The organism is Congzhengia sp., assembly GCF_037235575.1.
Lineage (GTDB): Bacteria > Bacillota > Clostridia > UBA1381 > UBA9506 > Congzhengia > Congzhengia minquanensis.
The window spans coordinates 106,158-123,380 of the sequence record NZ_JAXUNN010000039.1 but is presented as its reverse complement, the minus strand read 5'-3'; the positions used below and the strand labels follow the sequence as shown (position 1 = coordinate 123,380).

At 48.1% G+C, this 17,223-nt stretch carries 19 protein-coding genes; 10 read left to right on the top strand and 9 right to left on the bottom strand.

Annotated features, from left to right (window positions below):
• Positions 1–3: 3 nt before the first annotated feature.
• A complete protein-coding gene (locus WIG73_RS10105; RefSeq protein WP_177680633.1) occupies positions 4–432 on the bottom strand; it encodes a CD1247 N-terminal domain-containing protein in 429 nt (142 codons plus the stop codon).
• Between the two features lie 54 nt (positions 433–486).
• A complete protein-coding gene (gene efp / locus WIG73_RS10100; protein WP_337400423.1) occupies positions 487–1,044 on the bottom strand; it encodes an elongation factor P in 558 nt (185 codons plus the stop codon).
• A gap of 239 nt (positions 1,045–1,283) precedes the next feature.
• On the opposite strand from efp, the gene WIG73_RS10095 reads away from it, so the two are divergent.
• Positions 1,284–1,844, top strand: coding sequence for a phosphoribosyltransferase family protein (locus WIG73_RS10095; RefSeq protein ID WP_337400611.1), 561 nt, complete (start codon positions 1,284–1,286; stop codon positions 1,842–1,844).
• 96 nt (positions 1,845–1,940) lie between these two features.
• On the opposite strand, the gene WIG73_RS10090 is transcribed toward WIG73_RS10095, so the two are convergent.
• From WIG73_RS10090 to murD, 4 genes are read right to left on the bottom strand one after another with little or no spacing between them, the layout of a single operon-like run.
• Positions 1,941–2,936, bottom strand: a complete 996-nt coding sequence (locus WIG73_RS10090) for a M42 family metallopeptidase (protein WP_337400422.1) — start codon at positions 2,934–2,936, stop codon at positions 1,941–1,943.
• Entirely contained in the window at positions 2,933–3,949 is a 1,017-nt protein-coding gene (locus WIG73_RS10085) for a M42 family metallopeptidase (RefSeq protein WP_337400421.1), read from the bottom strand. The genes WIG73_RS10090 and WIG73_RS10085 overlap by 4 nt, the downstream gene beginning before the upstream one ends.
• Complete coding sequence (locus WIG73_RS10080) at positions 3,940–4,983, bottom strand: M42 family peptidase (RefSeq protein ID WP_337400419.1); 1,044 nt, start codon at positions 4,981–4,983, stop codon at positions 3,940–3,942. The genes WIG73_RS10085 and WIG73_RS10080 overlap by 10 nt, the downstream gene beginning before the upstream one ends.
• On the bottom strand, positions 4,980–6,350 hold the full coding sequence (murD, locus tag WIG73_RS10075) for a UDP-N-acetylmuramoyl-L-alanine--D-glutamate ligase (protein WP_337400418.1): 1,371 nt from the start codon (positions 6,348–6,350) through the stop codon (positions 4,980–4,982). Before murD ends, WIG73_RS10080 begins: the two co-directional genes overlap by 4 nt.
• 140 nt (positions 6,351–6,490) lie before the next feature.
• Between murD and WIG73_RS10070 the strand changes: the two genes are divergently transcribed.
• The gene (locus WIG73_RS10070) at positions 6,491–7,309 is read left to right on the top strand and encodes a mechanosensitive ion channel domain-containing protein (RefSeq protein WP_177680621.1); all 819 of its coding nucleotides are present in this window, start codon (positions 6,491–6,493) and stop codon (positions 7,307–7,309) included.
• A gap of 39 nt (positions 7,310–7,348) precedes the next feature.
• On the opposite strand, the gene WIG73_RS10065 is transcribed toward WIG73_RS10070, so the two are convergent.
• The 3 genes from WIG73_RS10065 to WIG73_RS10055 form a co-directional block, all read right to left on the bottom strand.
• The gene (locus tag WIG73_RS10065) at positions 7,349–7,765 is read right to left on the bottom strand and encodes a hypothetical protein (protein WP_249310873.1); all 417 of its coding nucleotides are present in this window, start codon (positions 7,763–7,765) and stop codon (positions 7,349–7,351) included.
• Positions 7,762–7,965: a helix-turn-helix transcriptional regulator gene (locus WIG73_RS10060; protein WP_337400416.1), complete on the bottom strand. Its 204-nt coding sequence runs from the start codon at positions 7,963–7,965 to the stop codon at positions 7,762–7,764. Before WIG73_RS10060 ends, WIG73_RS10065 begins: the two co-directional genes overlap by 4 nt.
• Before the next feature lie 131 nt (positions 7,966–8,096).
• Complete coding sequence (locus WIG73_RS10055) at positions 8,097–9,584, bottom strand: rhamnulokinase family protein (protein ID WP_337400415.1); 1,488 nt, start codon at positions 9,582–9,584, stop codon at positions 8,097–8,099.
• A 247-nt stretch (positions 9,585–9,831) separates the two neighbouring features.
• Here WIG73_RS10055 and WIG73_RS10050 point away from each other — a divergent pair, with 247 nt between their 5' ends.
• The 8 genes from WIG73_RS10050 to WIG73_RS10015 all read left to right on the top strand — a co-directional run bounded on the left by WIG73_RS10050 (position 9,832) and on the right by WIG73_RS10015 (position 17,203).
• Positions 9,832–10,551 (top strand): SH3 domain-containing C40 family peptidase, encoded by a 720-nt coding sequence (locus WIG73_RS10050; RefSeq protein WP_337400414.1) that lies wholly within the window; start codon positions 9,832–9,834, stop codon positions 10,549–10,551.
• Between the two features lie 149 nt (positions 10,552–10,700).
• Positions 10,701–11,099 (top strand): transcription antitermination factor NusB, encoded by a 399-nt coding sequence (nusB, locus tag WIG73_RS10045; RefSeq protein WP_177680611.1) that lies wholly within the window; start codon positions 10,701–10,703, stop codon positions 11,097–11,099.
• A 4-nt stretch (positions 11,100–11,103) separates the two neighbouring features.
• On the top strand, positions 11,104–12,300 hold the full coding sequence (gene xseA, locus WIG73_RS10040; RefSeq protein ID WP_337400413.1) for an exodeoxyribonuclease VII large subunit: 1,197 nt from the start codon (positions 11,104–11,106) through the stop codon (positions 12,298–12,300).
• 22 nt (positions 12,301–12,322) lie between these two features.
• Positions 12,323–12,889, top strand: coding sequence for a CDP-diacylglycerol--glycerol-3-phosphate 3-phosphatidyltransferase (gene pgsA / locus WIG73_RS10035; protein WP_177680607.1), 567 nt, complete (start codon positions 12,323–12,325; stop codon positions 12,887–12,889).
• Positions 12,886–13,089 (top strand): hypothetical protein, encoded by a 204-nt coding sequence (locus tag WIG73_RS10030; RefSeq protein ID WP_337400412.1) that lies wholly within the window; start codon positions 12,886–12,888, stop codon positions 13,087–13,089. Before pgsA ends, WIG73_RS10030 begins: the two co-directional genes overlap by 4 nt.
• Positions 13,082–15,724, top strand: a complete 2,643-nt coding sequence (locus WIG73_RS10025; RefSeq protein WP_337400411.1) for a valine--tRNA ligase — start codon at positions 13,082–13,084, stop codon at positions 15,722–15,724. The genes WIG73_RS10030 and WIG73_RS10025 overlap by 8 nt, the downstream gene beginning before the upstream one ends.
• Entirely contained in the window at positions 15,725–16,036 is a 312-nt protein-coding gene (locus WIG73_RS10020; RefSeq protein ID WP_337400410.1) for a DUF1292 domain-containing protein, read from the top strand.
• A 60-nt stretch (positions 16,037–16,096) separates the two neighbouring features.
• Positions 16,097–17,203, top strand: a complete 1,107-nt coding sequence (locus WIG73_RS10015) for a hypothetical protein (protein ID WP_337400408.1) — start codon at positions 16,097–16,099, stop codon at positions 17,201–17,203.
• Positions 17,204–17,223 lie beyond the last annotated feature (20 nt).

Genomic DNA, 17,223 nt, shown 5'->3' with positions numbered 1-17,223 from the left:
GAATTATTCCTCTCCCTCTTCAAACTCGATTTCAATTTTTTCGTTGCAGTTGGGGCAGATTAATACCTCGTCGTTAATCATATCCTCGTCAAAATAAACTTTTTCCTTGCAGGACGGACACTCCACTTCATAAAATTCCATGTCCTCCTCTTCCTCGTCAAAGTCCTCATCTTCATCGCCGTCGCATCCGGTGCAACCGTCGCACTCGTCGTCGTAGAGGTCTTCGCACACGTCGTCTAAGCAGTCCTCCACCTCTTCAATGCGTTCTGTGTTATCTAAAACTTCTTCGTCCAGCTCTTCAACGGTTGCTGCAATTTCATCCAGCACGTCGATGATTTTCAAAAGCATTTTTCCCTCGTTTTTTGTGTCGTCCAGTTTCATGCCTTCGGCCAGGCCTTTTAAGTATGCTACTTTCTCGCTGAGATATGCCATAATTCCTCGCTCCTTTCAAAATTTGGCTGATTTGCCAATAAAATATAGTATTCCTTAAACGCGTTCCATATATTCCCCGGTTCTTGTGTCTACGCGGATGGTGTCGCCCTGGTCAACAAACAGGGGAACATTAATCTGAGCTCCGGTTTCCAGCGTTGCAGGCTTTGTTGCGCCGGTAGATGTGTCGCCCTTAAAGCCCGGCTCCGTCTCGGTGATTTTCAGCTCCACAAAGGTGGGGGGCTCAACGCCGAACACGCTGCCTTTATAAGACAGAATTGTAACGTTCATATTCTCCGTTACAAACTTAAGCGCGTCGCCAAGCTGATCTTTGCCCAAGGGCATCATATCAAATGTTTCGTTGTCCATAAAATAGTAAAGATCGCCGTCGTTATATGAATAAGCCATGCTTTTTCTGTCTATATGCGCTTTGGGCATTTTTTCAGTGGGACGGAACGTTTTTTCCACCACGGCCCCTGTAATTACGTTTTTCAGCTTTGTGCGGACAAACGCTGCGCCCTTTCCCGGCTTTACGTGCTGAAATTCCACAACCTGGAACACGTTGCCCTCCATTTCAAACGTAACGCCGTTTCTGAATTCTCCTGCTGATATCATAAGTTAACCTCCATAAATATTAATATACACAATTTTCCTATACTATAGTTTAAATGAATTTGTCCAAAAATGCAAGTGTATTTTATAAAAAAAGTAAATTTTTTCACAATTTTACATGAAATTGCGAATTTTAAAATTCCTTATTGACTTAGCGCTCCAATTTTTATATAATAAAAACGTTGTCCGGCGCATTTCGACACGGCGGGCAAAAGCAAATTTTGAAAGGTTTTGATTTACCAATGAAAACTGCTTATGAAATGGAAATTGCGGGCTTAAAACGGTCCCTGCCACTCTGCCGCGTGACGGACGATTTATATATCGCCGCTTTCATCATGTTCGGCGATGTGGAAATTACTACAGCCTGCGCAAAAGAGCTTCTCTCCCGCGCGCCGGAGTTTGACGTGATGTTAACCGCCGAGGCAAAGGGAATTCCCTTAATCTGCGAAATGGCGCGCCAGGCCGGCACGAACAAATATATCGTTGCCCGCAAGGGGCCCAAGCTTTACATGAAAGACATTGTCACCGTGAAGGTGAACTCCATTACCACCGACCACCAGCAGGAACTGAGCATCGACGCAAGCGACGCGGCGTTTATGAAAAACAAGCGCGTTTTAATTGTAGACGACGTTATCAGCACAGGCGAATCTTTAGCGGCTTTAGAAAAGCTGGTGAACCACGTAGGCGGCATTATTTCCGGCCGCATGGCGGTTTTAGCCGAAGGCGAGGCGGCAGACCGCAGCGACATCATCTATTTGGAAAAACTGCCGTTGTTTCACCCAGACGGCTCAATAATGGAATAGCAAATTATTTTGTCTGCAAACGGGAGGGCATGAAAAAATGCCCTCTCTTTTTTTATTCTATCCGAACATGCTTAGCTGCGGTATTCATGCATAAAATTACATGGAAAAGCCTGTTTCTGCCATTTTGGTCAGCAGCGTCACCGCGCCGTTAATGTCGCCCATGTCCACCATTTCACAGGGGGTGTGGATAAACCGTGCGGGAATGGAAACTGCGCCCGTGACCACGCCGCCGTTCGATATGTGAATTGCACCGGCGTTGGTGCCGCCGCTCTCTAAAACCTCCATTTGAAACGGAATGTTGTTTTCTTCACAAGTTTGCACCATAAAGTTTTTCATATAGGGATGACAGAGAATAGAATTGTCCTTCACTTTCACCGCTGGGCCGCCGCCAAGCTGAACTGCCATTTTGTTTTTTCCCGGCAAATCGCCTGTCATGGTCACGTCTACCGCAACGGCAAAGTCAGGCAAAACGCCGTCTGCCGCGGCTCTTGCGCCCCTTAGGCCCAGTTCCTCGGTCACAGAGAACACAAAATATAAATCGTTTTTGCATTCGCCGCTTTCCTTAATTTTTTTCATGGTTTCAATCAGCACATAACAGCCCACACGGTCATCTAAGGCCTTAGAAACCACCCGGGTGCCGATTTCTTCAAACGGGCCTTCAAAGCAGGCCGCGTCGCCCACTTTTATTTTGCTCTCAGCATCAGCTTTGTTTTTAGCGCCAATGTCGATGAAAAAATCTGCAAACTTCAGCTCTTTCGCGTTTTCCTTTTGTTCTTTTGAAACCACGCCCAAAACGCCGTTTAAAAAGCGAACCCGCTGAGAAAGGGCGGTGTTCGGCATTAAGCCGCCGAGGCTTGCAAAACGCACCAGGCCGCTGTCTTCAATAAACGTGGCAATTACACCCACCTCGTCCATGTGGGCATCAATCATCACCTTTGGCCCGTCCCCTTTTATGCGGGCAATCAGACTTCCCAAATTGTCGGTATATACTTCATCCGCCAGAGGAGCAACCTCCCGCTTAATCACTTCGCGCACACTGTTCTCATTGCCGGAAGGCCCTGCGGCCTGGGCCAGCATTTTTAAAAGCTTCATTTACAAAAGCCCTCCTTTAAAAAAGTATGAATTAAGGCCTTAAGCGCCTCATAGTCTGATTTGTTCACTACCGACGAGGGCGAGTGAATATACCGGGCAGGAACGGAAATTGCCGCGGTTTTCACACCGCCTGCGGCTGTGTGAATTGCCCCGGCGTCGTTTCCGCCGGAGGCCGTTTGCTTAAACTGCACGGGAATTTCATGTTGTTTCGCCGTGGCATACAGCGCGTTTGTCAGCTCTTTGTCGTAGTAGGTGCCGCGGTCTAAAATGGAAAGGGCCGCGCCGCCGCCGGAAATGGTGGAATAGTCCTTTTCGTCTGTTCCATAAACGTCCGAACAGGTCGTGCCCTCCAAAACAATGGCAGCATCAGGACGAATGCGTTCCGCCGCAACCCTTGCGCCCCGAAGACCTACCTCCTCCTGCACGGTGAACACCAGATAAAGGTCGAACGCGAACCGCTCCTCTGCCAATGACATGAGGCAGGCACATCCAAGCCGGTCGTCAAGCGCCTTGGCTTTGATAAAGCCGCTGCCAAACTCCACAAACTCCGAGTCGAACACACAGTAATCGCCCACCGACACGTGCTTTTCCGCTTCTGCTTTGTCCTTTGCACCAATGTCAATGTAGAGGTCGGTCACCTTCGGCACCTGCTCACGCTCCTCTTTTTCCTGCAGGTGAATTGCCTTAGCGCCAATGACGCCGGAAATCAGTCTGCGTCCGATGCGCACCTTTTTCGACACCAGCACCCTGGTGTCGATGCCGCCAACGCACTTAAACTTGATAAACCCGTCGTCGGTAATGCGGGAACAAATCAGCCCCACTTCGTCCATGTGGGCGCAGACCATCAATCTTTTCGGATTTTCGTCTGTTCCCTTTTTCAAACAAATGAGGTTTCCAATGCTGTCGGTAACCAGTTCGTCGCACAAGTTTTGCATCTTGTCGGCGATAAATGCCCGAACCTGTCCCTCGTCGCCGGACACGCCGGGAAGGTCAGTCAGTTCTTTTAAATACATGATGAAAATTCCTCCCCTTTTAAATGAATCAGCGTTTCCGCCAAAAGGTCGCCTGTGGCAGTAACATCGTCGAAGCTCAGCGTTTCCACTGTGGTGTGCATATACCGCAGCGGAATGGAAAGTAAAAGCGTGGCAATGCCCGTTCGCGCCACCTGAACAGCCCAGGCGTCGGTGCCTGTGTTGCCGCCGTCGACGTCTAAGCTGAATTGAATGCCCTTTTCCTCCGCCGCACGTTTTGCAATTTCCGCCATTTTTGGGTGAATGTTCGGTCCCAGGCTCAAAACCGTTCCGCTGCCCGGAGCAAACACGCTCTCTGCCCCGCTGTCCGGCGTGTTGCCGTGGCACACGTCTACAACCAGCGCAGCGCTGGGGAAAATGCTGTGCGCACCCATTTTAGCTCCCCGAAGGCCCACTTCCTCCTGCACTGCACACAGCACAGCCAGGTGGAACGGAAGCTTATGGCCCTTTAGCCGTTCCAGGCAAATGAGCAGGGACACGATGCCCGCCCGGTCGTCTAAATATTTGCCGGAAAAGCCTTTGCCACAGGGCAGGGACACGGCTTCGGTTTTAAAATATACCATATCGCCCACCGAAACGATTTGTTTCACTTCCTCCGCGCTCATTCCCACGTCAATTGCCATATCCGAAATTTTGGGTGCTTTTTTTGCGTCCTCCTGCGACTGCAAGTGGGGCGGTTTTGCACCGATAACACCGAACAACTCTTTTTTCCCGTAGACAACCACCTCGCTGGCAGGAAGAATCCGCGGATCAATGCCGCCGATGGGCACAAAGGTTAAAAAGCCCCGATCTGTAATATTTTTCACCATCAGGCCAATGCCGTCCATGTGGCTTTCAATCATCACCGTAGGCGCGTCGGTTTCGCCGCAGTGCACCCAGCCGATTACATTACCGCATTGGTCCCGGGTCACCTCGTCGCAATAGGGCCTTAAAAGTTCCTCCACCTTTGGCGCCAAAACAAACTCAAAGCCGGAAATGCCGCCTGCATCCGATAATTGTTTTAAAATTTCTATCATAGCCTGTTCACCAACTCCTTAAAAAGGTTGCCCCGTTCTTCAAAATTACGGAACATGTCAAAACTGGTGCTGGCGTTAGAAAGCAGCACCACGTCGCCCGGGGCGGCCGCGTCTTTTGCCCGGCGCACCGCCGCTTCATAATCGGTTTCAAAAAACACCGGGATTTTTTTGTTTTGCCTGTCCATTTCGGCTTTCACCGCGCTGTAAATTACCTGGGACGTTGCGCCAATTAAAATTAATGTTTTCACATGGTCTAAAATAGGTTTTCCAACTTCATCATAGGGTATTCCCTTGTCCTTGCCGCCTGCAATGAGCACTACCGGCTGGGAAAACACATTTAGGGTGTTTTTCGTGCGGTTGGGTGACGAGTCGATGGAGCTGTTGTAATATTTCACGCCGCCAAGCTCCCGCACCAACTCAATTCTGTGTTCCACGCCGCCAAAGGTTTTGGCCACAATGGGGATAACCTCCTCCGGCACCAGTGTATAAACCGCGCCGATGGCCGCCATGTAATTTTCCACGTTGTGCTGTCCGGGGATTTGAATGTCCCTTGCCGCAAGCACTTTTTTCCCGGAAACAAAAATATCCGTGCCGTCAAAATAAATGTCCGCCGAAACGTGCTTTTTAGAAAACGTCATCACACGCCCCTTCGCTTCTTTCACAAGCCCAGCCGTCACCTCGTTGTCCAAATTCAGCACTGCGGTGCCTTCCTGGTTTTGAAAGGACAAAATATTTTTTTTTGCATCGATATATTCTGCATAGTCTTTATGATAATCCAAATGATTGGGGGTGATGTTGGTCACCACCGCAACCAGGGGACTGGTTTTCATGGTGTGGAGCTGAAAGCTGGAAAGTTCTAACACCACATAATCGCTCTCTTTCATCTCTTCCACCCGGGAGAGCAGCGGCATGCCGATGTTGCCGCCCAAATAGGTTTTCAGTCCCGCCTCCGACAGCATTTTATAAATTAACGTAGTGGTTGTGGTTTTTCCGTCGCTGCCCGTCACGGCAATGATGCTTGCGGGGCAAAGCTCGAAAAACACTTCCATTTCCGACGTGATGTGCGCCCCGTTTTGCCGTGCGCGTGTCAGCGCCGGGTGGTCGAACCGAAGTCCCGGGGTTTTAAACACGATTTCGCCGTCAATCCCGTTTAAATAATCTTCGCCCAAAACCAGCCGAATGCCTTTTTGTTTTAGCTCCTGTGCCGCATCCCCCAGCTCCTGCTCTGTCTTTTTATCGTGGGCGGTTACAACAGCCCCGTTTTCAGCTAAAAAATGAATTAAGGGACGGTTACTTACCCCGATTCCAATTACCGACACCTTTTTATCCTTTATATTGTTTTTAAATGCATTTATTTTGTCTGTCATTTATTAGCCCTCTTTCCAAAACAATTCTTTATTTAGTATATCACGAAAGGCAAATTTTGTAAAGAAATTTATCGGTTGAAAACCACGGCGGATTTTGATATAATGGGTGCTATGTAAACGAAAAAAAGGAGAATCATGAAATGGATAAACAAATGCTTTCTGATTTGCTGGCCCGGTTTGTTTCCTTCTGCGCAAGCACCGGCCTAAAACTTTTAGGCGCCGGGTTGGTGCTGGTTATTGGATTTAAGCTGGTGCGCATGTTCATAAAGTTTTTAAAAAAGAGCCGCGGCATGTCTAAAATGGACGGCGGCGTGAAGACCTTTACCATTAACTTTATACATGTTTCGCTAAAAATACTGCTCATTGTCACCGCCGCGTCTATCGTAGGGTTCCCTACCGCCTCGGTTGTCACGGTAGTGGGCTCTGCCGGCGTGGCCATTGGCCTGGCACTGCAGGGAAGCTTGTCAAACATTGCCGGCGGTCTTATTCTGCTCATTTTCAAGCCGTTTAATGTGGGCGATTTTATTTCTGTGGAAGGCGAAAGCGGCACAGTTACGGAAATTGGCATGTTCTACACCAAAATTACCACAGCGGACAACCGCAGGGTCATTTTTCCCAACGGCACAGTGTCCAACGAAAAAATGGTAAATGTTTCGGCCAACAAAACCCGGCGGGCTGATTTTCTCTTTTCCGTCAGCTACAACTCTGATTTAGACAAGGTAAAAGAAATTTTAAACGCCGTAGTAAACGACTGCGAATTTATTTTAGACGACCCCGCGCCTATGATTTTTCTTTCCGACCAGGCAGACAGCGCTCTGGTGTTTTCTGTAAACGTGTGGTGCGAATGTGACAAGTTTCTAAACGTAAAATCTGATTTGACAGAACGGGTGAAAAAAGCCTTCGACGCTAACGGAATTCAAATCCCCTACCCCCAGCTGGACGTGCATTTCGAAAAATAATCAACAGGCGCACTGAATTCAGTGCGCCTGTTGATTATTTTACATCTCTTTTTCATACTTTATCATCAAAATAACCTCTAACACGTTTTTCAGTAAAAACACACCGACAATTACCAAGGTGACCCATAGCTGCGCATCCATGACGATGGAAACCGCAGCCAATGCAATGATGCACCACTGGATAATGTCGGCGCTCATTGCTTTTGCGCGGTTGCGGATTGCGATGGTGCGTTCGTCACGGGATTCAATATCCGCCCGCCTGCTCTCCTCCGGGTGGCGGCTGTTATATCGAATTAGAAACAGGTTTGACGCCGTCATGCCAAACAGCCCAGCCCCAATACCGATCAGCACGCCGCTGAGCTGTTTGGGCACTTGCCCCTTTAAAACAAAAGCGGAAACGAGCGCAATTAAAATTCCGCACACACACAAAAGAATGTTCAAAGCTTTATTTTTCATTGTTCTTCCTCCTCATATAAAAAAATTTCCTCTACCGACAAGTTAAAAAGCCTGGCGATTTTAAACGCCAAAAGAATGGACGGGTTATACCGCCCGCTTTCCAAAGAGCCAATGGTCTGCCTGGAAACCGCAAGCCGGTCGGCCAGCTCTTCCTGCGTCAGGCCGTGGTGCTTGCGGATTTCCTCCAATCGGTTATTCACTGTATCTCCTCCTCGAATGTAAAGTTCGCTTTCCATATACGCATTGTATCACGCACAATCAAAAATGTCAAGTATACTTTCCATGAAAAAAAATAAAAAACCCCGGAAAAAAATCCGGGGCTTATCAGCGCCTATTTTAAGGTTACAATTTTTTTATACGCTTCATATGCCTTGTTCCAGTTTTCAGCATCCTCAGGCTCATAGGTCTTAACAGGGAACGAATTTTTCACAATTTGCCGCCCCTCGGTTAAGCTACCGATTTTGCCCAGCGCCATAAGCTGAACAACCGCGTTGCCCGTGCTGGTGGCTTCCACCGGGCCGGCCAAAACGGTTTTGCCCGTTGCGCTGGCCGTAAATCTGCACACCATGGTGTCTTTAATGCCGCCGCCCACCATGTGTACGGCAGATAGCGGCTCTTTGGTAATGTCTTCAATGGCGTCTGCCACCATGCGGAACTTAAACGCCAGGCTCTGGGCCACGCAGCGGATAATTTCACCCTCGCCCTCCGGCACATGCTGGCCGGTGCGTTTACAGAACTCGCGGATTCGCCTGGGCATGTTGCCGGGGGCCGCAAAATCCTCACAGTCGGGGTCGATAAAGCTTTGAAACGGCTCTGCGCTCCACGCCGCCTGCTCCAAATCGTCGAAAGTAAAGTTTTTGCCTTCCCTGGCCCACTGGCGTTTGCTCTCCTGAATAATCCACAGACCCATAATATTTTTTAAGAAGCGGATTTTCCCACATACGCCGCCTTCGTTGGTGAAATCATATTGAAAGGTGGTGTCCGTTACATTGGGACTGTCTAATTCAGAGCCCATCAGCGCCCAGGTGCCGGTGCTGATGTAGGCGTATTTATAATCTTCTGTCACCGGAACGCTGGCAACCGCCGAGGCCGTGTCGTGCGAGCCAACGGCAACGACCGGAATTTTCGGACAGCCCAATTCTTCACAGATATCATCGGACAATTCGCCGATTACCGTTCCGGGCATTACAATTTCGCCGAAAATGTCGGTAGGAATACCCGCTTTTTCCATCAGTTCTTTGTCCCAGTCCTTTGTCTTCACGTTTAAGAGCTGGGAGGTGGAGGCAATGGAATATTCGTTTTTCATTACGCCGGTTAACAGATAGTTAAAAATGTCGGGCATAAACAGCATTTTGTCCGCAATGCCTAACACCGGGTCGTTCTCTTTTTTCATTGCCATAAACTGAAACAGCGTATTAAAGAAATTAAACTGAATTCCGGTTTTGTCAAAAATATATTTTTTGCCCATCATCTGGTCTGCCAAATCAATCATGCCGCTGGTGCGGGTATCGCGGTAGTGATAGGGGTTTCCTAAAAGCTTGCCGTTTTTGTCGAACAGGCCAAAATCCACGCCCCAGGTGTCAATTCCGATAGCTTTAATGTCCTTGTGCCCCGCCAGCACCGTTTTGTTAATGCCCTGCTTAATTTCAAAAAACAGCCGCAACACGTCCCAGTGAAAACTGTTGCCTGCCATTACCGGGTCGTTGGAAAACCGGTGCATCTCTTCAATGGAAAGCTTTTCCCCGTCAAATGTAAACAGCATTGCCCTGCCGCTTGATGCGCCAAAGTCAAACGCCAGAACCTTTGTTAATTCTGCCATGATATTCTCTCCTTTATTTCGTTTTAAAATTTCTTTACATAGTTCTTTTTATGTGCTAAAATTATAGCATATTTCCCCAGTTCTTTCAAGTCTTTTGTGAAAAATAACGCAAATTGCTACAAAATTATTAAAAAAGTTTTAAAAATCAGTTGACAAACTGGTGCAAGTTGTGTATAATAGTTTTTGTAACAAATATGTAACAACTTTTACTTCTGAATACAAAAGATAATCATGGAGGAACTTACATATGAACCCATTGAAAAAAATTGCGCGCATTGCGGCGATTACTGCGGCATTAGCCATTACCGCCACAATCACGACTTTTGCGGTTGAATTCCCCTGCACGGGATATTCCACCGGTGACAGCTTAAACATCCGCTCCGGCCCGGACACCATTTACGGTACCTACGGCCAGATTAACACCGGCGATGCCGTACAGTTAATCGGCCAGGAGGGAAACTGGTATAAAATTTCAACTCCCCTCGCGGCTTGCGGATATGCATATATCTCGGCAGACTATATCACCACAACGGCACCTGCACAGGTCAGAAGCGTGGCCCCGGTCACCTACGGCGGCACCTCCGGCAGCGTTTCGGCGGGTCAGCGCGTTGTTCAAATCGCAGAACAGTTTTTAGGGCTCCCCTATGTTTATGGCGGCTCCACCCCGGCTGGGTTCGACTGCTCCGGTTTTACTTCATACGTTTTTAAACAGCTTGGATATACCTTAAACCGCGTTTCCGCCGACCAGATCAACAACGGCGTTCCGGTAAGCAAAAGCGAGCTTCAGCCCGGCGATTTGCTTCTGTTTAAAAAACAGGGCGCAGCAAGAATTCACCACGTTGGCATTTACGTGGGCGACGGCATGATGATTCATTCCCCCCAGACCGGCGATGTGATTAAATATGCCAGCATTGTAAACGGTTATTATAACGACTGTTACTATGCCGCAAGAAGAATTGTAAACTGATAAATTTGATTTGACATCCGCATGGAGTTTTCCGTGCGGATTTTATTTTTGCCAACTTTTTTTAAAAAACCCTTTCTTTTTGCTGTAAAATAGTATATAATGGTAAAGTTAATATAAATATATCTATTTTTTAACGTAAGGAGAGCGGCATGACAAGAAAAGAAGCACGTGAACATTGCTTTAAGCTGATGTTTGAATATGAGGTTCAGAAAAACGACGCCCAAACCATGCTTTCCTACTTTGTGGAAAATGAGCTGTCGCTGGGAAATCAGAAAAATTATGTGGAAACCCTACTACGCTCTGCAGTGGAAAACATTGCACATATTGACGAAACCATTGAGCAAAACACAAAAGGCTGGCGCATTTCCCGACTCCCTAAGGTAACGCTGGCCGTTCTGAGGGTGGCCGTGGCGGAAATGCTCTACATGGATGACATTGCCGACAGCATTTCCATAAACGAGGCGGTGGAGCTTGCCAAAACCTATAACGACGAGAAAAACGGCAAGTTTGTAAATGGTATTTTGGCCTCTGTGTTTAAAGGGAAATAGACCTATGGAACGAGAAATTTTAACCGTCAGCGTGTCCCAGCTCAACAACTACATAAAACGGGTGTTAGACGCGAACAGTTACTTAGGGGACATTTGTGTGAAGGGCGAGCTGTCGAACTTTAAGCTCCACTCCTCCGGGCACATCTACGCCAGCTTAAAGGACGAAGGTTCGTTAATCAAGCTGGTGATGTTCCGCTCCTGCGTGCAGCGGCTTACTTTCCGGCCGGACAACGGAATGAAGGTAACCGTCCGCGGCAGGATTTCGGTTTACGAGCGAGACGGGGTATATCAGATTTACGCGGAGGACATTGTACCCGACGGTGTAGGCAGCCTCTATGCGGCGTATGAAAAGCTCAAAGCGCAGCTTGACGCAGAGGGCCTGTTTGACGAAAAATTTAAAAAGCCCCTGCCCCCCTTTCCCCAGCGGATTGGTGTAGTAACGGCTAAAACAGGCGCCGCCGTGCGGGATATTATTAACATAACCGGACGCAGGTTCCCAATGGCTGAGGTGTTTTTGGCACCGGTTTCGGTGCAGGGTGTGTCTGCCGCGCCGGAAATTGCAAACGCCATCCGTTTATTGAACGAGCATGAACTCTGCGATGTGATGATTGTGGGCCGCGGCGGCGGTTCCATTGAAGATTTGTGGGCCTTTAACGAGGAAATTGTGGCCCGGGCGATTTTTGCGTCCCATATTCCGGTGGTTTCCGCCGTGGGGCACGAAACCGATTTCACCATTGCCGATTTTGTGGCGGATCTCAGAGCCCCTACGCCCTCTGCGGCGGCGGAGCTGGTGTGCCCGTCGGCTGCAGAGCTTAGCGGCTACTTTCAAAACCAGAGGGGCAGATTAAAATCAGCATTAATATACTGTATTGAACATAAAAAGAAAACCCTTGCTAACCTAACCGGCGCTTATGGGTTTCAGCGTTTTTCCGGCCGGCTGGCAGATGAGCGGCAGTATGTGGACGCTTTGATGAAAAATGCGGAAAAGGCTGCACGTTCGTTGCTTGAAAAAAAGCGGACGGTGCTTTCGCGGGCCGCGGCAAAGCTCGACGCGCTCAGCCCCTTAAAAACCCTTGCCCGAGGCTATTCCATTGCCAGCACAAAGGACGGGACGCTGATTTCCAGTGTGAGCGATGTAAAAAAAGAGCAGGAATTTGTGTTGCGCCTGTCAGACGGCGCGGCAGACTGTAAATTTTTATAACCATTTTTAAGGAGGTACCCGGTTGAATATTCCCAACATGCTGTCCATTTTAAGGCTTGTCATGGTTCCGGTGTTTATTTTGGTCTTTCTGATTGAGGGAGAACAAAAAACAGCGGCGGCGGCAATTTTTATTCTGGCCAGCGCAACTGACGTATTAGACGGCTACATTGCGAGAAAATATAACATGACCACAAAGATCGGACAGCTCTTAGACCCGCTGGCAGACAAGCTGATGCAGATTGCCGTGGTGGTGACAATGTTGTGCGCGAAGATGGTACCCTTGTGGTTTGTGCTGGTGCTTGCGTCAAAAGAACTGTTAATGATTGTGGGCGGCGCGTTCCTTTTTGCAAAGAAAACCTTTGTAAAATCTAACGTATTCGGAAAGCTGAACACCGTGGCCATGTTCTGCGCCATGGTAATTTTACTCATTTTCTCTGTGACTAATGTGACGCTGAAAAATGTGATGCTGGGCGTTGTGGTCGTCACCAACGCCGCTGCAATCGTATCCTATTTATATTTGTACTTTATCAAACAAAAGCAATTTAAAAACTATATTGGAAAAAAACAAGACGGAGGGCTGAATTCATGAATTTTATCAAAATAATTCCCTGGATTTTAATTGTCTTGGGCGCGATTTTAAACTTTTTGGTGCCTGTGTTCTTAAAAAAAGGCGCGGCCTCGCCTGATGCCGTGATGGGAAAACTTTATGTCACAAAATCTGTGGGACTGATTTTGGTCATCATTGGCTGCATTATGATATTCTGGTTAGGAGGAAAATTTGGTGTCTAACGAAATTAACAAAACATATAACCCCAAAGAGGTGGAGGAACGGCTTTATAATACCTGGGTGGAAAAGGGTTATTTTACCCCAACGCCGGACAAAACAAAAGAGCCGTTCACCATTGTAATTCCGCCCCCAAACGTTACAGGCCAGCTCCACATGGGACATGCCTTAGACGAAACGCTGCAGGATATTTTAATCCGCTACAAGCGCATGGCAGGCTTTAATGCCCTTTGGATTCCCGGAACTGACCACGCCGGTATTGCCACCCAAATTAAGGTGGAGGAAGTGCTGCGCAAGGAAGAGGGTAAAACCCGCTACGACCTGGGCCGCGAAAAGTTTGTGGAAAAGGTGTGGGAGTGGAAAAAGCACTATGGGGACAGGATTATTAATCAGCTGAAAAAGCTGGGCAGCTCCTGCGACTGGACAAGGGAACGCTTTACCATGGACGAAGGCTGCTCCAAAGCAGTGAAAGAGGTTTTTGTGAATCTCTATAAAAAAGGGCTTATCTATCAGGGCTCAAGAATTATAAACTGGTGTCCCAGATGCATTACTGCGCTTTCAGATGCAGAGGTTGAACACGCAGAACAGGCCGGCCATTTTTGGCACATTAAATATCCGGTAAAAGGGAGCGATGAATTTGTTGTCATTGCTACAACACGTCCCGAAACGCTGTTCGGCGATACTGCGGTTGCGGTAAATCCTGAAGATGAACGCTATAAGGACATTATCGGAAAAACCTTGCTGCTTCCCCTTACCGATCGGGAAATTCCTGTAATTGCAGATGCGTATGTGGACAAAGAGTTTGGAACAGGCTGTGTTAAAATTACACCAGCCCACGACCCCAACGACTTTGAGGTTGGCTTGCGTCATGATCTTGCACAAATTAAGGTTTTGAACGACGACGCCACAATGAATCACTATGCCGGAAAATATGAAGGCATGGACCGTTATGAGTGCCGTAAGCAGATGATAAAAGACTTAGACGAAATGGGCCTTTTGGTTAAGGTGGAAGACCATTCTCACAACGTTGGTCAATGCTACCGCTGCGGAACAACCGTTGAGCCGATTATATCGAAACAGTGGTTTGTTAAAATGAATTCTCTTGCTCAGCCTGCAATTGACGCTGTGAAAAAGAAAGACACAGAATTTGTACCGGAACACTTTGAAAAAGTATATTTTCACTGGCTTGAAAACATCCGCGACTGGTGTATCTCCCGTCAGTTGTGGTGGGGGCACAGAATTCCGGCCTTCTATTGCGACGACTGCGGTGAAATGGTTGTAACAAAGGAAGACGGCGCTGTTTGCTCGAAATGCGGCAAGCCCATGCGGCAGGATCCCGATACACTTGACACATGGTTTTCTTCTGCGCTGTGGCCGTTTTCAACCCTTGGCTGGCCGGATAAAACAGAGGATTTATCCTATTTCTATCCCACCAGCGTTCTCGTAACCGGATATGACATTATCCCCTTCTGGGTAATGCGAATGATGTTTTCGGGAATTGAACATACCGGTGAGGTACCGTTTAAGTACGTGTTTATTCACGGCCTGGTGAGGGACGCTCAGGGCAGAAAGATGAGCAAATCCTTAGGAAACGGCGTTGACCCCTTAGAGGTGATTGACGAGTTCGGCGCAGACGCACTGCGCTTTACTCTTGCTACAGGAAACTCTCCCGGAAACGACATGCGATTTTCCACTGAGCGTGTAACCGCCAGCAGGAACTTTGCAAACAAAATTTGGAACGCTTCGCGGTTTGTTCAGATGAATTTAACCATCGACGAGCTGTGCGTTCCTGCGGCCTCTGAACTGGCTTTAGAGGACAAATGGATTTTAGATAAATTAAACCGCTTAGTTTCCGAAGTGACGGAAAATTTAGATAAATTTGAACTGGGCGTTGCTGTGGCAAAGCTTTACGACTTTATTTGGGACGAATTCTGCGACTGGTATATTGAGCTGGTGAAACCCCGGCTTTACGACACGGAGAACCCCACCAACAAAACCGCCCAGCAGGTGCTTTCCTACGTGCTTTCCAATACGCTGAAGCTGCTCCACCCGTTCATGCCATTCATCACCGAGGAAATTTGGCTTAGCCTGCCCCACGAGGGGGAAAGTATTGTCATTGCAAACTGGCCTACAGCAGACGATGCTTTAAGCTTTCCTGCCGAAGCTGCGCAGATGGAAATGATGAAAGGCGCACTGAAAGCTGTGCGGAATAAGCGGGCTGAAATGAACATTCCACCATCAAAAAAAGCCGCCATGTTCATTGTGACAGACCACACAGAGCTGTTCCAAAACGGCGCTGTGTTCTTTCAAAAGCTAGCTAGCGCTTCCGACGTTACGGTACTGAAGGACAAATCTACCGTTGGAGAAAACACAGTGGCGGTTATTGTAGACGGCGCGCAGATTTACATTCCCTTAGGCGAACTGGTGGATTTTGAAAAGGAATTAAAACGGTTAGAAGAAGAAAAGAAACATTTATTAGGCGAAATAAAGCGCGTGGAGGGCAAGCTTTCCAATAAAGGATTTGTGGACAAAGCCCCGGCTCGCGTGGTAGAAGAAGAAAAAGCGAAGGGCGAAAAATACCGCGAAATGCTGCAAAAGGTGGAAGAAAGCCTGTCCGCTTTTCAAAAGGAGGCAAACTAAATGGCTGATGAAAAAAACATGCAAAACGCCGCACCAGAGGAAGAAGAAGGCATTGTGAGGCTAATAAACGATGACGGCGAGGAACATGCGTTCCTGCATCTGGACTCTTTCGACTATAACGGCGAAACCTACGTGGTGCTTCTCCCGGCAGACGAGGGCGATGAAGACTGCGACGAGGTGCTCATTTATACCTTGAAAATTGACGAGGATGGCTCTGAAACCCTGCTGCCCATTGAGGACGAGGCAGAGCTTGACATGGCCTTTGACGAGTTTAAAAACCGTATGGGCGACGAATACGAATTTGAACCTTAATTCTGCGGCGCAGACGTTTTGTCTGCGCCGTAATATTTTATGAAAGGAGAAGCTGTAAAAATGGAGGCATTAAAGAAAATATTAACCTACATTGAGGAACATGCCGATGTTCGCCATGTTGAAAATACCATTGTCCTGCAAAAACGGGTAAATTCCTTTTTGCCTGTTGACAGGATTTGTATGTGCGTCCATCTTCCCGACCGCACGTTTCCTCCCTATGCTATGGAGGAAACCCACGAGGACATGGCTAAAATGATGTATAACGAGCTGATTGCCTGTATTCCCCGCGTGAAACTAAAGGACGATGCGATTCCCACCATTCGGGCCAACTACGGTGTTGGAACCCTTGCCTCTCTGTTTGGCGCGAAAAGCTCGATTGTAAATGGAAATATGCCCTGGGTTACGCCCCTTTCAAAAGAGGAGATAAAGCGCGTGGTCGACCGCGGTGTTCCGGACTTAGACAGCGGCTTTGGCGCGCGCCTTGTCCAGACTTATGCATTTTACAACGAAGTGCTGAAAGACTATCCTGCCTGCCGCAAAATACTGAAACTGTATCACCCCGATCTTCAGGGGCCTTTCGATACCGCACATCTCATCTATGGGTCTGACATTTACCCCGATCTATATGACGAACCTGAACTTATCCACGCGCTTTTATCTGTGGTCACGGAAACGTATATCCGCCTGTTCCAGCGCATATATCCCTACCTTTCTAACGACCAGGAGGGCAGCTGCTACCACTGGGATATGCTCTATCCCGGAAACACGGTCATCCGGAACGATTCGGCGGTAAACCTTTCCTGCGCAATGTACCAAGAGTTTGCACAGCAGTATGACAAAAAAATTATCGACGCTTTGGGCGGCGCTTCCATGCATTTTTGCGGGCGTGCCGACCACTGGATTTTTGATATGGCAGAAAACGGAAATCTAAAGGGGCTGAACTTCGGCTATATGGAGAACCTGATATTCGGGCAGGAATATCTGGATTTTCTGTTTGACAAGGTGACAGCAGCTAAGCTGCCCATTGTGCACTATATTCTCACCCGTAATGAGTTTGATGCTATGGACTTTTCACGGTACCGCACGGGCATCAGCTTCTGCTGTGCGGTAGAGTCGGAGGAGGACGCAAAGCGGCTTTTGGAACTGTGTAAAGAAAAAATAAAATAAGATAAAAAACAGGAGCGGAA

Coding starts and splice junctions, on each gene's coding strand:
- WIG73_RS10085 (WP_337400421.1), bottom strand. CDS start 3,949: ATGTATTTAAAAGAACTGACTGACCTTCCCGGCGTGTCCGGCGACGAG.
- WIG73_RS10090 (WP_337400422.1), bottom strand. CDS start 2,936: ATGAAGCTTTTAAAAATGCTGGCCCAGGCCGCAGGGCCTTCCGGCAAT.
- WIG73_RS10095 (WP_337400611.1), top strand. CDS start 1,284: ATGAAAACTGCTTATGAAATGGAAATTGCGGGCTTAAAACGGTCCCTG.
- WIG73_RS10070 (WP_177680621.1), top strand. CDS start 6,491: ATGGATAAACAAATGCTTTCTGATTTGCTGGCCCGGTTTGTTTCCTTC.
- WIG73_RS10030 (WP_337400412.1), top strand. CDS start 12,886: ATGAATTTTATCAAAATAATTCCCTGGATTTTAATTGTCTTGGGCGCG.
- WIG73_RS10055 (WP_337400415.1), bottom strand. CDS start 9,584: ATGGCAGAATTAACAAAGGTTCTGGCGTTTGACTTTGGCGCATCAAGC.
- nusB (WP_177680611.1), top strand. CDS start 10,701: ATGACAAGAAAAGAAGCACGTGAACATTGCTTTAAGCTGATGTTTGAA.
- WIG73_RS10065 (WP_249310873.1), bottom strand. CDS start 7,765: ATGAAAAATAAAGCTTTGAACATTCTTTTGTGTGTGTGCGGAATTTTA.
- xseA (WP_337400413.1), top strand. CDS start 11,104: ATGGAACGAGAAATTTTAACCGTCAGCGTGTCCCAGCTCAACAACTAC.
- murD (WP_337400418.1), bottom strand. CDS start 6,350: ATGACAGACAAAATAAATGCATTTAAAAACAATATAAAGGATAAAAAG.
- WIG73_RS10050 (WP_337400414.1), top strand. CDS start 9,832: ATGAACCCATTGAAAAAAATTGCGCGCATTGCGGCGATTACTGCGGCA.
- WIG73_RS10105 (WP_177680633.1), bottom strand. CDS start 432: ATGGCATATCTCAGCGAGAAAGTAGCATACTTAAAAGGCCTGGCCGAA.
- WIG73_RS10020 (WP_337400410.1), top strand. CDS start 15,725: ATGGCTGATGAAAAAAACATGCAAAACGCCGCACCAGAGGAAGAAGAA.
- efp (WP_337400423.1), bottom strand. CDS start 1,044: ATGATATCAGCAGGAGAATTCAGAAACGGCGTTACGTTTGAAATGGAG.
- WIG73_RS10080 (WP_337400419.1), bottom strand. CDS start 4,983: ATGATAGAAATTTTAAAACAATTATCGGATGCAGGCGGCATTTCCGGC.
- WIG73_RS10015 (WP_337400408.1), top strand. CDS start 16,097: ATGGAGGCATTAAAGAAAATATTAACCTACATTGAGGAACATGCCGAT.